Here is a 13,334-nt window from a genome sequence, read left to right as displayed (position 1 = left end):
CTGACAGCCAGTGCGGCTGTTTTATGTAAGCGCGCACTTAAATGGATCGTTAAACAGATCGGCTGCGTGCCAGGGGCGGGTTGTGCGCGAAGTACTTTCGGATGCCCGTCATCAGCGCATCGGCCAGTTGCTCGCGGTAGGCGGCAGAGGCCAGCTTGGCTTCCTCTTCGGGGTTGCTGATGAAGGCGGTTTCCACCAGCACGCTGGGAATGTCGGGCGCCTTCAGCACGGCAAAGCCGGCCTGCTCCACACGGGCCTTGTGCAGCTTGGCCATGGAGCCAATCTCGCCTAGCAGCGAAGTACCCAGCTTGAGGCTGTCCTTGATCTGGGCTGTGGTGCTCATGTCCAGCAGCATGCGCTGCACATGCTGGTCCTGCAGTCCTCCCACGTTCAGGCCGCCCACCAGGTCGGCCTGATTTTCCTTGTTGGCCAGCCAGCGTGCGGCCGTGCTCGATGCCCCGCGCTCGCTGAGCGCAAACACGCTGGCACCACGCGCGGCCGGGGTGGTGAAGGCATCGGCGTGGATGCTGATGAACAGGTCGGCCTGGACGCGGCGGGCTTTTTCCACGCGTGTGGCCAGGGGCACGAAGAAGTCGGCATCGCGCGTCATGAAGGCGCGCATGGGACTGCCGCCGATACGCGAGCTGTTGATGCGCTCGCGCAGCAGATGGGCGACCTTGAGCACCACGTCTTTTTCTCGCAGGCCGCTGGGGCCGGTGGCGCCGGGGTCTTCGCCGCCATGGCCGGGGTCAAGCGCCACGATGATGATGCGATCCGTGCTTTGCGAGGTGGCAATGTTGGGCGCAGTCCTGGGTGCCGGAGCCGGGCGTGGCGCGGGAGCCGGTGGCGGCGGCACGGGAGCCGGTGCCTGTGCAATCACCGCAGGAGCCGGTGCTGGAGTGCTGGGGCGCTGATTGCGCTGGGCAATCAGATCACCCAGAGGGTCGACCTGGGGCGCTGTCGCAATCGCCGCCGGGGGCGGCGTCGTGATGGCGGGATGGTTCGCAGCCGACGCGGAGGTCGAGTTGCCGGCATCGCGCAGGCGCTCGCTGATCAGCGCTTCCAGCGGGTCCACGGCCTTGGCGGGGTAGAGGTCCAGCACCAGCCGGTGCTTGTAGGGAGCAATCGGGGCCAGCGTAAAGACCTGGGGCCTGGCTTCCTGCTTGAGGTCGATCACCAGGCGCACCACGCCGGGCGCAAACTGGCCGACGCGGATGCTGGCGATATTGGGGTCGTCGGAGCGGACCTTGGCCACCAGTTCCTTGAGCGCCGGGTTCAGATCCAGGCCTTCGATATCGACGGCCAGGCGCGGCGGGCTGGGCACGAAGACCGGCTTGGCCGTCAGCGGAATATCGGATTCCAGCGTGACACGCGAGTAGTCGGGCGCGGGCCAGACGCGCACTGCCACGATGCTCGCGCCTTGCGCAATATGCTGGCGACCCAGCAGCAGCACCACGCCGCCTGCCTGCAGCAGATTGCGGCGGGAAAGACCCGGTCGGGAGAGACCCGGTCGGGAAAGACCTGGCTGGGAAGGGCCCGGAAAAGCCGTGAAAGAAGTTGTTTTGCTCATGCCGTCAATGCTTCAAGCACGGTGCAGCCTGCGGGGGTGCCAGCCTTGAGCGTCACCTGTCGCTGCACATCGTCAATTGCTTCGATATGAATAGCTATATCCGCAACAGGTGTAACCGCTGCAGCCTTTTCGGGCCATTCTGCCAGCTTGAGTCCGGCGCTGGCAAAAATGTCACGAAAACCTGCATCTTCCCATTCACGCGGATCGTCGAAGCGATAGAAGTCAAAGTGCCAGATCGAGAGATCGCCGGCCTCGTGCGGCTCCACCACTGCATAGGTCGGGCTCTTGATGCGGCCCTGCACGCCCAGGGCGCGCAGCCAGTGACGCACCAACGTGGTCTTGCCCGCCCCCAGGTCGCCATGCAGGGTCACATAGGCGTTGCGTAGCTCGGGCAGGGCGGCCAGTTGCCGGGCAAAGCGCTCGGTATCTTGTTCGCTTTGCCAGAGTATCTGGCGCTGCGCCAGCGCCGATGTGGGCTCGCTTCCTACAATTCGGGGTGTATGTTGAGCAGCAGTCAATTGGTTCCTTTGATGCAAGCCTGGGCTCGCGAGCTGGGATTTTCCCAAATCGGCGTGGCGGGCGTGGATTTGTCCTCGGCAGAGTCCGGTTTGCTGCAATGGTTGGCGCAAGGGTTTCATGGGGAGATGCATTACATGCAGGCCCATGGTTTGAAACGAGCCCGGCCAGCAGAATTAGTTCCCGGCACGGTGAGCGTGATTACCGCGCGCATGGATTATCTGCCGCGCGCGACCGAGGACGGCTGGCAGGCCGTGGAATGGGATCGGCTCAAGCGTCCGGAGGAGGGCATTGTCTCCATCTACGCCAGAGGCCGTGACTATCACAAGGTGCTGCGCAACCGTCTGCAGAAGCTGGCCGAGCGCATTGCACAGGAAATAGGCCCGTTTGGCCACCGTGCCTTTACCGACTCCGCCCCGGTGCTGGAGGCCGAGCTGGCCAGCCGCAGCGGCCAGGGCTGGCGCGGCAAGCACACCCTGGTGCTGAGCCGTGAGGCCGGATCGATGTTCTTTCTGGGTGAAATCTATGTGGACTTTGCACTCGAGCCCACCGCAGCAGTCACGGCGCACTGCGGCAGCTGCTCGTCCTGCATCGACGCCTGCCCCACGGGCGCCATCATCGCGCCGCACAAGGTCGATGCGCGGCGCTGCATCTCCTATCTGACCATCGAACATGCGGGCAGCATTCCCGAGGAGCTGCGGCCCTTGATGGCCAACCGCATCTATGGCTGCGATGACTGCCAGCTGGCCTGTCCCTGGAACAAGTTCGCCCATCCCAGCGTCTTGCCGGACTTCGACGCCCGCGCCGCACTGGCGGGCACGCAACTGGTGCATTTCCTGGCCTGGGATGAAGCCACGTTTTTGCGCGTGACCGAGGGCAGCCCCATTCGCCGCATCGGACATGCGCGCTGGCTGCGCAATGTGGCCGTGGCCCTGGGCAATGCCTGGCGCGAAACCGGCAACCCGCAGCTCAGGGCGGCGCTGCAGAGTCGGGCCGATCATCCCGATCCTGTGGTGGCCGAACATGTGGCCTGGGCGCTGGCGCAGCGCGCCTGATTTTGAGTGAAATCGGTCTCTATTGCTTATCAAGTGAGCGCAAGAAGCGATCACATTCAAATCCCGATCAGCCAGAGCCCGAAGGGCAGGCTGAGCACGCCAAGCATCGTGGATAGCGACACCAGACTGGCCACAAATGAGCCCTCGTAGCCCATGCGCACAGCCAGCACATAGCAGGACGAGGCCGTAGGCAGGCTGGAGAACGCCATCAGGGCAATCGCCTGCGGCTGGTTGAGGTGGAACAGCTGAATCATGGCAAAGGCGATCAGCGGCTGGATGGCATGGCGTATCAGCAGCAGCTCGCTGGCCAGCAGCTTGTTGCTGGCCAGTGCACTGAGCTTGAGGCCGGCGCCGGCGGCCATCAGGCCCAGCGCGATCGAGGCCGCGCCGATACGGGCCACGGGGGTTTCCAGCAGGGCTGGAATCTTCAGTCCGGCCGCATTGAACAGCAGGGCGCTGACGGTGGCGATGATCAGCGGGTTGCGCAGCAGATGCCCGAGAAAATGCTGGTCGCTGCCGCGCGCCATGGGCCAGACGGCGGCCACATTGAACAGCGGCACGGACACGCCGATCAGCACCGAGACATAGAGCAGCCCGTCCGGCCCCGCCAGGCGCGAAACCAGCGCCAGTGCGATAAAGGAGTTGAAGCGAAACGCCACCTGCGCTGCCCCCGCATAGCTGCGTGCATCGATGCGCCGGCCCAGAAACGGTAGGTGAGGAAGGCTGTAGGTCAGCGCAATGCCCAGCAGACCTCCCAGCACACCGGCGGCCAGCAACTGGCTGGCGTCGCCCCACTGGATCGGGTTGCGGGTGATGGAGTGAAACAGCAGCACCGGAAACAGCAGGTAGTAGACGAGCTGCTCCACGGCTTGCCAGACGCTGCGGTTGATGGGCGTGAAGCGGCACAGCACATAGCCCAGCACGATGAGCGCGAAATCGGGGAAAAGCAGTTCGAGGTAGTTCACGGCCGGTAAGCATAGGGCCGGGCGCAGGTTTGCTGAGAGAAAGCTGTCACCCAGTTTCTATGTAGTAGTACTTACTGCTGCGGCGCTGCTCATTGGCAATGAAGCTTGATGCGGTTCAAGGAAATGCCGCGAATCTAGGGTAATTACTGATAAATCAGGGCTAACAAGAATGTGTCGGGTTTTTTGCGCCACGTACCATCAGCCGTCAATTTCAGAACTCATAAGGAGACCCCTTCATGAATCGTCGTATGTGCGTGGGCCTGACAATGGCTCTGGCAACTGTCGGTTTTTCGACCGCTGTGATGGCCGAGGCCAATTACCCCACCAAGCCCATCAAGCTGCTGGTGCCTTTTGCTGCAGGCGGCACGACCGACATCATTGCGCGTGTGATCGCCGAGCCGCTGAGCCGGGAGCTGGGCCAGTCGGTGGTGGTGGACAACAAGGGCGGTGGCGGCGGCGTCATCGGTGCGCAGGAAACCGCGCGCCAGAAGCCCGATGGCTACAACCTGGGCATCTCGACCCTGTCGACCATGGCCACCAATCCGGCCATCAACCCCAAGACTCCCTACAACCCGCTGACGGACTTCACGCCCATCATCAACATTGCGGCCACGCCCAATGTGATCGCCGTGAACCCCAAGTTTCCCGGCGCGGCCAGCTACAAGGCTTTCGAGGCCGAGCTCAAGGCCAATCCCGGCAAGTACTCCTATGGCTCGTCGGGTACGGGCGGCATCCAGCACATGCTGATGGAGCTGTACAAGTCGCTGACCGGCATCCAGATGACCCATGTGCCTTATCGCGGCGCGGGCCCGGCCCTGAACGACGCGGTTGCCGGCCAGATCCCCATGATTCTGGACAACCTGCCTTCGGCACTGCCTTTCATCAAGGACAACCGCCTCAAGGCCATCGCCGTGGCAGCTCCCCAGCGTCTGGCTGTGCTGCCTGACGTCCCCACCTTCAAGGAAGTGGGTCTGCCCCAGGTCAATCGCATGGCCTCCTACGGCATTCTGGGCCCCAAGGGCATGGACAAGGCCATGGTCGACAAGATCAATGCCGCCGTGAAGAAGGTGCTGCAGGACCCAGCGGTCAAGAAGCGCATCGAAGACACCGGCTCGCTGGTGGTGGGCAACTCTCCTCAGGAATTCGCCAAGGAACTGAAGGAAGAGTACGAAACCTACAAGCAGGTCGTGGCCAAGCAGAAGCTGACACTGGACTGAGCAGCTGATCTGCTGCCGATGCAGTAGCGGATACCGCAAGCCCGAATTGCCGCTGAGGCCATTCGGGCTTTGTTTTTAGGTGCGAAGCCGGCCTCTGTCCATGGTTGTCCGCAGCCGTGCTCACCGAAGGCTGAAGATGGCCTGCCGGTGGTGAATCGGGCCCGGTCGGCCGGCAAGAGCTGACTCCTCTTTATTCGGCGTTTCCGGGCAGCAGCAGAATCTTGCCGATGATGACCCCGGACTCCATATGCCTATGCGCCTGGGCAGCATCTGCCAACGCGAAGGTGCTGTCGATCACGGGCCGGATGGCCCCACTCTCCAAGGCGCAAAGCCATCGCTGGGCAAAGCGCTGGACCATCGCCTGCTTGACTTCGGGGGGGCGTGACTTCATCACGGTCCCGAAGATCCGCAGATGGCGGTACAGCACCAGGTCCATGGGCAATGCAGCACCCTGGGAGCCGCCCAGCAGGCCCACCATCACCATGCGCCCGCCGATGGCCAGCGATCGCACATTGGACTCCAGGTAGGGGGCACCTACGAAATCGATCACGATGTCCACCCCTTTGCCGTCCGTGGCCTGGGTCACCACGGTCTGGAAGTCCTCGCTGCGATAGTCGATGAAGACATCGGCTCCGAAACCCAGGACCGCTTCGCGCTTGTCGGCGCTGGCCGTCGCAAAAACCCGAGCTCCCGCAGCATGTGCAAGCTGAACGGCGGCCGATCCGACACCACCTGCCGCCGCATGGATCAGCACCGACTCGCCAGCCTGCAGGCCGGCCAGATGGAACAGGGCCTCGTGCGCGGTCACGAAGACCTCGGCGATCGCGCCGGCATTCGCCAGATCCAGGCTCTTGGGCACATGCATTGCCATGCGGTGGTCGATGCGCGAGAGCTCGGCATAGGCACCTCCGCCCACGATACCCATGACCCGGTCGCCCACGGCGAAGCCCTGCACCAAGGGCCCGGCTTCGATCACGGTTCCGGCGATCTCCAGGCCCATGGTGTCTGCATCGCCGAAGGAGGCGCGGCCGTAGGCGCCCTTGCGGTGATAGAGGTCGGCACGATTGACGCCGATGGAAGCATTGCGCACCAGCAAGTCGTGGGGGCGAAGTTCGGGAACCGGAAGCTCGCGGGCCACCAGCACTTCGGGCCCGCCGAAGTCGTCAAAAACGATGGCCTGCATGGTGGCAGGCTTGCTTGCAGGGATGGGGGCGGTCAAAAAGGTGGGCATATGCGTCGTTCTCGAAATATCTTTGAGCGCTGAAGGTTACGACGCAAGACTGCGTTTTCAATGCAGCGATTTCGCTCTACAGTGATGCAAATTTGCATCAACCTGAAGACCATGAACTGGGACGACACGCGCATCTTTCTTGCCTTGAGCCGTACACATTCCCTGCGCGCAGCAGCACGCAGCCTGGGCATTGATCAGGCAACGGTAGGACGACGCCTGAATGCCCTGGAGTCCGAGCTGGGAGCAAAGCTGTTTCTGCGCGCCAAGGATGGCTACCTGCTCACTGCCGCTGGCGAGACGGCGCTTGCTGCGGCACGGCGCATGGAGAGCGCGGCGATGGACTTGCGCACCAAAATCGAGGGTCAGGATGACAGTCCCAGCGGTCTTGTACGCGTGACCAGTACCGATTCGATCGCCATCGACCTGCTGCTGCCCGCTGTCGAGCGTTTGCAGCAGCACTGGCCGAACATCCGCGTGGATCTGGAAGTCTCCACACAGTTGCTCAGCCTCGGTCGCAGGCAGGCGGATATCGCATTTCGCAACGTCAGGCCCGAGGCCCCTGAGCTGGTGGTTCGTCGTGTGGCTTCGTGGCCTGTGGGGCTGTTCGCAAGCGCGGGCTATCTGGCTCGCTTTGGCGAGCCTGTCCCTGAGGACGAGTTGCGCGGCCACCATCTGGTGGCATACGGCCCCTATCTGGAGCAGAGTCCATTTCTGAGCATGGCTGGGGTGCTTGCACGTCAGGCCAAGATTGCCATGTCGGTCCGTTCCAGTCTCCTGGTGCGCAAGGCGGTTGCTGCAGGCATAGGGATTGGGGAAATGCCATTGTGGATGGGGGAGTGCGAAGGCCTGGTGCGTATCTGGCCGCAACGCCGGCGCCCGAACGACTACGAAGTCTGGCAGGTCATGCATCCCGATCTCCAGCGCACGGCCAGGGTGAGAGCGGTTGCACAGTTCCTGGCCGAAGCTTTCGACCTCTCATCCGCTGGCATAAGCTGAAGCAGGCGCAGCGCTTGCTCTGGCCGGTACCGGATCCTTACCCTGACCCTGATTCCGATGGTGCACTGCCCTGATTTCAGCTCGGCACCCCTCGTCAGCGTGTACGCTAGCCCCATGTCCGACGCCTCTCAAAAAGCCCGCAAACCGCAGATTCCCGATGACTGGCCGCAGCCCTTGCCGCAGAGCCAGGATGCCCTCGATCAGTTCATCGATGCTCTGCTGCTGGAGGACGGGCTTTCGCGCAATACCTTGTCCGCTTACCGGCGTGACCTGACGGCGACTGCGCGCTGGCTGGCGCGGCTGCAGCCGCCCAAGGCGCTGGATGCTGCGCTGGAAGCCGATCTGCAGGGCTATTTCACGGCCCGTGTGGAGGGCACCAAGGCCACCTCCTCTAACCGTAGGCTGACGGTGTTGCGTCGCTACTTTCACTGGGCGCTGCGTGAAAAGCGCATCGCTGCCGACCCCACGGTGCGCATGCTGGCTGCCAAGCAGCCGCCGCGCATGCCCAAGACGCTGACCCAGGAGCAGGTAGAGGCCCTGCTCGATGCGCCAGATGTGGATACTGCACTGGGTTTGCGCGATCGCGCCATGCTGGAGCTGATGTATGCCAGCGGTCTGCGCGTCAGCGAACTGGTGAGCGTGCGCATGCACGAGCTGGACTTGCGCTCGGGCGTGCTGCGCGTGACGGGCAAGGGGCGCAAGGAGCGGCTGGTGCCGTTCGGTCAGGAGGCGCAGCACTGGCTGGAGCGCTATCTGAAGCATGCGCGTGCCGTGATTCTGGGAGGCCAGCAGACCGAGGAGGTGTTCGTGACCCAGCGCGGCGCGGGCATGAGTCGCGTGATGTTCTGGGTCATCGTCAAGAAATGCGCGCAGATTGCAGGTGTGAACTCGCCGCTGTCGCCACATACGCTGCGCCATGCGTTTGCCACCCATTTGCTCAACCATGGCGCCGACCTTCGCGTGGTGCAGATGCTGCTGGGGCATGCCGATATCTCCACCACCACCATCTACACCCATGTGGCGCGCGAGCGGCTCAAGGCTCTGCATGCCGAGCATCATCCGCGCGGCTGAGCCGCAGCCTAGGCCGTCGCGCTGCCCAGTTGCAGGTGGTACAGCCCCCAGACGGCGGCGGCAAAGCGTTGCTTGACGGGCAGCTGGCCGAGCTCCGGAATCTCATGGGCTGCAAAAATGGCCCAGAGCGGGCCCACGCCGCCCATGGCCAGCGGCACGCCGTCCAGCTGGGTGGCGATCACCATGCGCCAGCGCACGGCCTGGGCCAGCGGCATCTGGCTGCGATAGCCGTCTATGCCCTGCAAGGTCAGTTGCAGGCCGCGCGCCATGGCCTGGCCCACATCCACGCCGGCGGCCTGCAGCACCTGCTCCAGCAGCGGGCCTTGCAGGCTGTGCTCGGCTTCGTCGTATTCAAGCGTGGTCCTGAGCGTCTGCTGCTCCAGGCTGTTGAGCGCATCCATGCCGCAGGACCAGGCTGCATCGAACTGATAGCCATGGATGATCAGCATGCGGTCCGCCACGGCCTGCGGCTTGCCGCGATTGGCCTGCACACCGGGGCCGCTGATGGTCAGTGCCGCAGGTTGCAGGCCGTCGAGCACGCAGGTGCGCGAGGCCTTGCGCATGGTCGTGGTCGTGGCCGAGGCGGGCAGGGCCATGGCGCCCAGTGCAGCGCCCGCAGCACCGCCTTGCAGCAGCAGGGAGCGACGTGATAGAGGGTTTTGTTCTGCCATAGGTGCTTTCTCTGTGGTGATGGCTGCAGTCTAGCGGCAAGGCTTGCGGCCGTCATTGCGGCATGCCGGCGAAGACGCTGGTCGGCCGCAGCGTTGGTCTATTTGAATGTTTGAGGTTTTATTTTGATGTTTTATGTCCAATGAATTGACGAATCGTCGTTCAAATCAACCTGGGAATTCACTTTGGTCAAAAATGCAGTTCTTGATTTTTGGATTTCGAGTGATGACTAACTTTCTGCGTCGCAGCATGCTGACCTGTGCCCTGGCTGCCGTGCTGCCTGCCACCTTGTCCCTGAATGTCCAGGCGGCCGACAAAGCCGACGCGGCTGGCTGGCCCAGCCGTCCTATTCGTCTGGTGGTGTCTTACCCTGCCGGTGGTGTGAGCGATGTGGTGGCCCGTGCACTGGGTGAAAAGCTGTCGCAGTCGCTGGGTCAGTCGGTCGTGATCGACAACAAGGCCGGCGCGGGTGGCGCGATTGGCCTGGATCAAGTCGCCAAGTCCAACCCCGATGGCTATACGCTGGGCTTTTCGTCCATCAGCCCGCTGACGCTGAGCCCCCATCTGGGCAAGCCGCTGTTCGACCCGCACAAGGATATTGTTCCCGTGGTCAGCGTGATGTACTCGCCGGTGCTGCTGCTGGGCACGACCCGTCTGGCCGCCAAGAGCTTTCCCGAGCTGATGGCCCAGGCCAAGGCCCACCCCGGCGATGTGCGTTGGGCCACGGCCGGTCTGGCGTCGCTGGGCCACATCATGCTTGAGCAGATTTCCGATCAGGGCAAGGTGCAGATCACCCATGTGCCTTACAAGGGCGGCGGCCAGCAGCTCAATGACGGCCTGAGTGCGCAGTTCGAGGTGTTGTCCACGAATGCCGGCCCGGCCGTGATGCAGCACATCAAGGCCGGCAAGTTCAAGGCCCTGGCCGTGGGCGCGCCGGCACGTCTGGACTCGCTGCCCCTGGTGCCCACGCTGGCCGAGCTGGGTTACAAGAACGCCAACACCACATCGGTCTTCGGCATCTTCGCTCCCGCCGGTGTGCCTGCCCCCGTGCTGGCTCGACTGAATGCCGAGGTGAACAAGGCGTTGGCGCTGCCCGAGATCCGTCAGCGCCTGGAAGCCACGGACAATGTGCCTACCGGCGGCAAGGCTGCGGACTTCGCCAGGCAGATCGAGGCCGAGTCCAGATCCAACGCTCAGATCATCAAGGCTGCAGGTATCCAGACCAACTGATCGGGGCTGTCTTGCATGACAAAGGGCTTGCGGTCACATCGGCCGCAAGCCCTTTTTTCGCTGTGCGCAGCAAGCTCACTGATTGCTCGCGAAGCGGATTGGTTCAGATCACACTTCGCTGGCCAGGTTGTCGGCCCAGCTCAGTGCCTGCAGATGGGCCCAGTTGACCTGGTGGTTGGACAGCTGTAGCGCATTGGCAGCGCGGGCAAAAGCCGCTTCGTCGCCCGACTCGCAGGCGCGCGTCAGATCCAGGAAGGGCGCAAAAACTCCCTTGTCATGCACCAGTGCGTCGACCACGGACTGGGGCAGGGCCACGGATTCAAGGGCCTTGGCCATGGGCTGGCTCAGCATCACATCGAGCAGCGAGAAAACGCCCACGACGAACGCGTGGTCGCATTCCTCGGGCGGCAGCAGCTCGGCGGTCAGCAGCTCCATCAGGCGGCCGCGCACCACGGCCGTCTGGCCCACAGCCGGCGGTGTGCCGCCGGCGCGTGAGGTGGTCAGCAGCAGGGCCGCCCAGCGAAACAGCTTCTTGAGTCCCAGAATCATCACTGCATGGCGGAAGGAGGTGATCTCGCAGGACAGGCCAAAGCCCGAGCTGTTGATGAAGCGCAGCAGGTTGAAGGACAGCGTGGGGTCCTTCTTGAGCAGCTCTTCGATCTCCTCCGTGCTGGCCTGCTGGCGCACCAGGTTGATGAGCTGGATGATGGTGGTCTGCGTGGGGCGGATGGTGCGTGCCTGCACAAGCTGGGGCTGGGCGAACCAGTAGCCCTGGAACAGCTTCACGCCCAGGCTCAGCATGTGCTCGAACTGCTCGGACGCTTCGACCTTCTCGGCCACGATCTGGGCGCGTGTGTAGGTCTGGGCAAACTTCACCAGCTTTTCGGCATGCTCGATTGCGAAGCTCTGCATGTCCAGCTTGACGAAGGAGGCCATGGGCAGCCATGACGCATAGTTGCGGCGCAGCAGGTTCTGGTCAAAAGCCAGACGAAAGCCACGCTGGCGCAGGGCCGCAAATGTGGGCAGGCAGGCTTCGATGTTTTCCTGGGTGGCGTCGGCGGGCAGGGCCGGGACCTCCAGCACCACCCGGTCGGGGTGAATCAGCTCCAGGTGGCCGCCGCTCAGGCTGTCATGGGTGCAGTTGATGAAAACCGTCTTTTTGCCCACCAGAGCCTCGGCGCCGGCATAGGACAGGGCGTTGAACAGCAGTGCCGCATCGGATGCAGCAGTGTGTGCGTTATGTGCAACCGAGCGGTCAAACAGCTCGTAGCCATATACATCCCGTTTCTCATCGACGATTGCCTGACGCGCAATGCTGGCCATATTGGCCTCGTCCTTGTCTGCAGCGGGGCCGGCGGTCGGTGAAGAGGAGTTGGTGTCAGAGGTATCCATGTCGGTTATCGCTTGGGTGTGGGGCAAAAGCGCTGTCAGTCGGACAGACACTCCGTCCATCTCAGAGCCTGCAGATGAGCGTGATTGATGTCCCCGTGCTGCAGCTCCAGGCTGCAGGCGCTGCGGTCGAATTGTTCCTGGTCATGACTCTCGCAGGCCTTGGTGAGTATCAGCAGCTCGCCCAGAATGCCTTCATGATGCAGTAGCGCGGCAGAGACCGATTCGGACACGGGAATCAGCGCCAGCGCTGCTGGCAAAGGCATGCCCAGCATGCGGTCCAGCATGGAGAACATGCCGCAGATAAAGGCCAGATCGGCGTCGGTGTCCGTCAGCGAGTGCTTGGCCAGCAGCTCCATCAGACGACCGCGAATCACGGCGGTCTGGCCCACGGCTGGTGGCGGGCCGCCTTCACGGGCGGCCGTCAGCAGCATGGCCGCCCAGCGGAACAGCTTGTTCAGGCCGAGCAGCATCACGGCCTGCTTGAAAGAGGTGATCTTGCGATGGGCGCCAAAGCTGGCCGAGTTGATGAGGCGCAGCAGGTTGAAGGCCAGGGCGGCGTCCTTCTTGAGAACTTCCTCGATCGCCTCGGTGCTGGCCTGCTCGCGTACCAGCGTCAGCAACTGGATGATGCTTTGCTGCGTCGGGCTCAGAAGGCGGGTCTGCATCACCGTGGGGCGGGCAAACCAGAAACCCTGGAACAGCTCGATGCCCAGGCGCTGCCCCAGCTCATGCTGGTAGGCACTTTCGACTTTTTCGGCGATCAGCTCGGCGCGGGTGTGGCGGTTGGCGAACTTGACCAGCACCGTGAGCTGGTCCGGTGCCAGCGTGGAGAGGTCGAGCTTGATGTAGTCGGCCAGCGGCAGCCAGGCCGAATACACAGACTCCAGCACCGTGTGGTTGAAGGCCAGATGAAAGCCCTGGTCCTTGAGTGCCAGCAGCGTGGGCAGGCGGGCTGCCACTTCATGCACTGCCGCATGGCCCAGCGGGGGGATCTCCAGCACCACCTTGTCGGCCGGCAGCAGCTCCAGGTGCTCGCCGGTCAGGCCTTCGTGAGTGCAATTCACGAACATGAGCTTGGTGCCGACCAGATCTTCCTCTCCTGCATGCGTGAGGGCCGCAAAGATCAGCGTCGCATCCGAGGCCATGGTGTGACCATAAGGCGAGCGCGAGCGGTTGAACAGCTCGTACCCGATGATTTGCTGCAGCCCGTTGACGATGGGCTGGCGTGCAATCATGCCTTTGGACAGGTTGCGCGGCGAGGCGAATGCCGTGTCCTCTATGGTTTGTTCACTCATTGCTGCATGACGTCTGTGTGGGAAATGGTTGGCTGTGGCGGCTATTGTAAGAACGAGCTGATCATAGTGTCAGCTTTGTGCGTTCAGGCCGTTTGTGCCAACAACTTCGGCTCGCAGGCCTTGCTTG

The 13,334-nt window shown here is 63.1% G+C and carries 12 protein-coding genes; 5 read left to right on the top strand and 7 right to left on the bottom strand.

Annotation, left to right across the window (positions count from 1 at the left end):
• Window positions 1–49: 49 nt before the first annotated feature.
• Together QYQ99_RS06255 and tsaE are read right to left on the bottom strand one after the other, a co-directional pair.
• On the bottom strand, window positions 50–1,570 hold the full coding sequence (locus QYQ99_RS06255; protein WP_302091890.1) for an N-acetylmuramoyl-L-alanine amidase: 1,521 nt from the start codon (window positions 1,568–1,570) through the stop codon (window positions 50–52).
• Window positions 1,567–2,088 (bottom strand): tRNA (adenosine(37)-N6)-threonylcarbamoyltransferase complex ATPase subunit type 1 TsaE, encoded by a 522-nt coding sequence (tsaE, locus tag QYQ99_RS06250; RefSeq protein WP_302091889.1) that lies wholly within the window; start codon window positions 2,086–2,088, stop codon window positions 1,567–1,569. The genes QYQ99_RS06255 and tsaE overlap by 4 nt, the downstream gene beginning before the upstream one ends.
• A 12-nt stretch (window positions 2,089–2,100) precedes the next feature.
• Here tsaE and queG point away from each other — a divergent pair, with 12 nt between their 5' ends.
• A complete protein-coding gene (gene queG, locus QYQ99_RS06245; RefSeq protein ID WP_302091888.1) occupies window positions 2,101–3,141 on the top strand; it encodes a tRNA epoxyqueuosine(34) reductase QueG in 1,041 nt (346 codons plus the stop codon).
• Window positions 3,142–3,197: 56 nt separating this feature from the next.
• Here queG and QYQ99_RS06240 read toward each other — a convergent pair whose 3' ends face one another.
• Window positions 3,198–4,106, bottom strand: coding sequence for an AEC family transporter (locus tag QYQ99_RS06240; RefSeq protein ID WP_367882843.1), 909 nt, complete (start codon window positions 4,104–4,106; stop codon window positions 3,198–3,200).
• A 236-nt stretch (window positions 4,107–4,342) separates the two neighbouring features.
• Here QYQ99_RS06240 and QYQ99_RS06235 point away from each other — a divergent pair, with 236 nt between their 5' ends.
• The gene (locus tag QYQ99_RS06235) at window positions 4,343–5,323 is read left to right on the top strand and encodes a tripartite tricarboxylate transporter substrate binding protein BugE (RefSeq protein WP_302091887.1); all 981 of its coding nucleotides are present in this window, start codon (window positions 4,343–4,345) and stop codon (window positions 5,321–5,323) included.
• A 190-nt stretch (window positions 5,324–5,513) separates the two neighbouring features.
• Here the strand turns inward: QYQ99_RS06235 and QYQ99_RS06230 are convergent, their stop codons facing one another.
• The gene (locus tag QYQ99_RS06230; protein ID WP_302091886.1) at window positions 5,514–6,554 is read right to left on the bottom strand and encodes an NAD(P)H-quinone oxidoreductase; all 1,041 of its coding nucleotides are present in this window, start codon (window positions 6,552–6,554) and stop codon (window positions 5,514–5,516) included.
• A 111-nt stretch (window positions 6,555–6,665) separates the two neighbouring features.
• On the opposite strand from QYQ99_RS06230, the gene QYQ99_RS06225 reads away from it, so the two are divergent.
• Together QYQ99_RS06225 and xerD are read left to right on the top strand one after the other, a co-directional pair.
• Entirely contained in the window at window positions 6,666–7,550 is an 885-nt protein-coding gene (locus tag QYQ99_RS06225) for a LysR family transcriptional regulator (protein WP_302093126.1), read from the top strand.
• A 114-nt stretch (window positions 7,551–7,664) separates the two neighbouring features.
• Window positions 7,665–8,621: a site-specific tyrosine recombinase XerD gene (gene xerD, locus QYQ99_RS06220; protein ID WP_302091885.1), complete on the top strand. Its 957-nt coding sequence runs from the start codon at window positions 7,665–7,667 to the stop codon at window positions 8,619–8,621.
• Window positions 8,622–8,629: 8 nt separating this feature from the next.
• Here xerD and QYQ99_RS06215 read toward each other — a convergent pair whose 3' ends face one another.
• On the bottom strand, window positions 8,630–9,292 hold the full coding sequence (locus tag QYQ99_RS06215; RefSeq protein ID WP_302091884.1) for a Twin-arginine translocation pathway signal: 663 nt from the start codon (window positions 9,290–9,292) through the stop codon (window positions 8,630–8,632).
• Window positions 9,293–9,515: 223 nt separating this feature from the next.
• Here QYQ99_RS06215 and QYQ99_RS06210 point away from each other — a divergent pair, with 223 nt between their 5' ends.
• Window positions 9,516–10,520, top strand: coding sequence for a Bug family tripartite tricarboxylate transporter substrate binding protein (locus QYQ99_RS06210; protein ID WP_302091883.1), 1,005 nt, complete (start codon window positions 9,516–9,518; stop codon window positions 10,518–10,520).
• Between the two features lie 108 nt (window positions 10,521–10,628).
• Here the strand turns inward: QYQ99_RS06210 and QYQ99_RS06205 are convergent, their stop codons facing one another.
• Window positions 10,629–11,912, bottom strand: coding sequence for an EAL and HDOD domain-containing protein (locus QYQ99_RS06205; RefSeq protein ID WP_302091882.1), 1,284 nt, complete (start codon window positions 11,910–11,912; stop codon window positions 10,629–10,631).
• Between the two features lie 35 nt (window positions 11,913–11,947).
• A complete protein-coding gene (locus QYQ99_RS06200; protein ID WP_302091881.1) occupies window positions 11,948–13,207 on the bottom strand; it encodes an EAL and HDOD domain-containing protein in 1,260 nt (419 codons plus the stop codon).
• Window positions 13,208–13,334 lie beyond the last annotated feature (127 nt).

The sequence above is a fragment of the Comamonas testosteroni genome, from assembly GCF_030505195.1.
Classification (GTDB): Bacteria; Pseudomonadota; Gammaproteobacteria; order Burkholderiales; family Burkholderiaceae_C; genus Comamonas; species Comamonas testosteroni_G.
The sequence above is the reverse complement of the archived record's forward strand: the minus strand, read 5'-3'. Positions and strand labels throughout refer to the sequence as shown.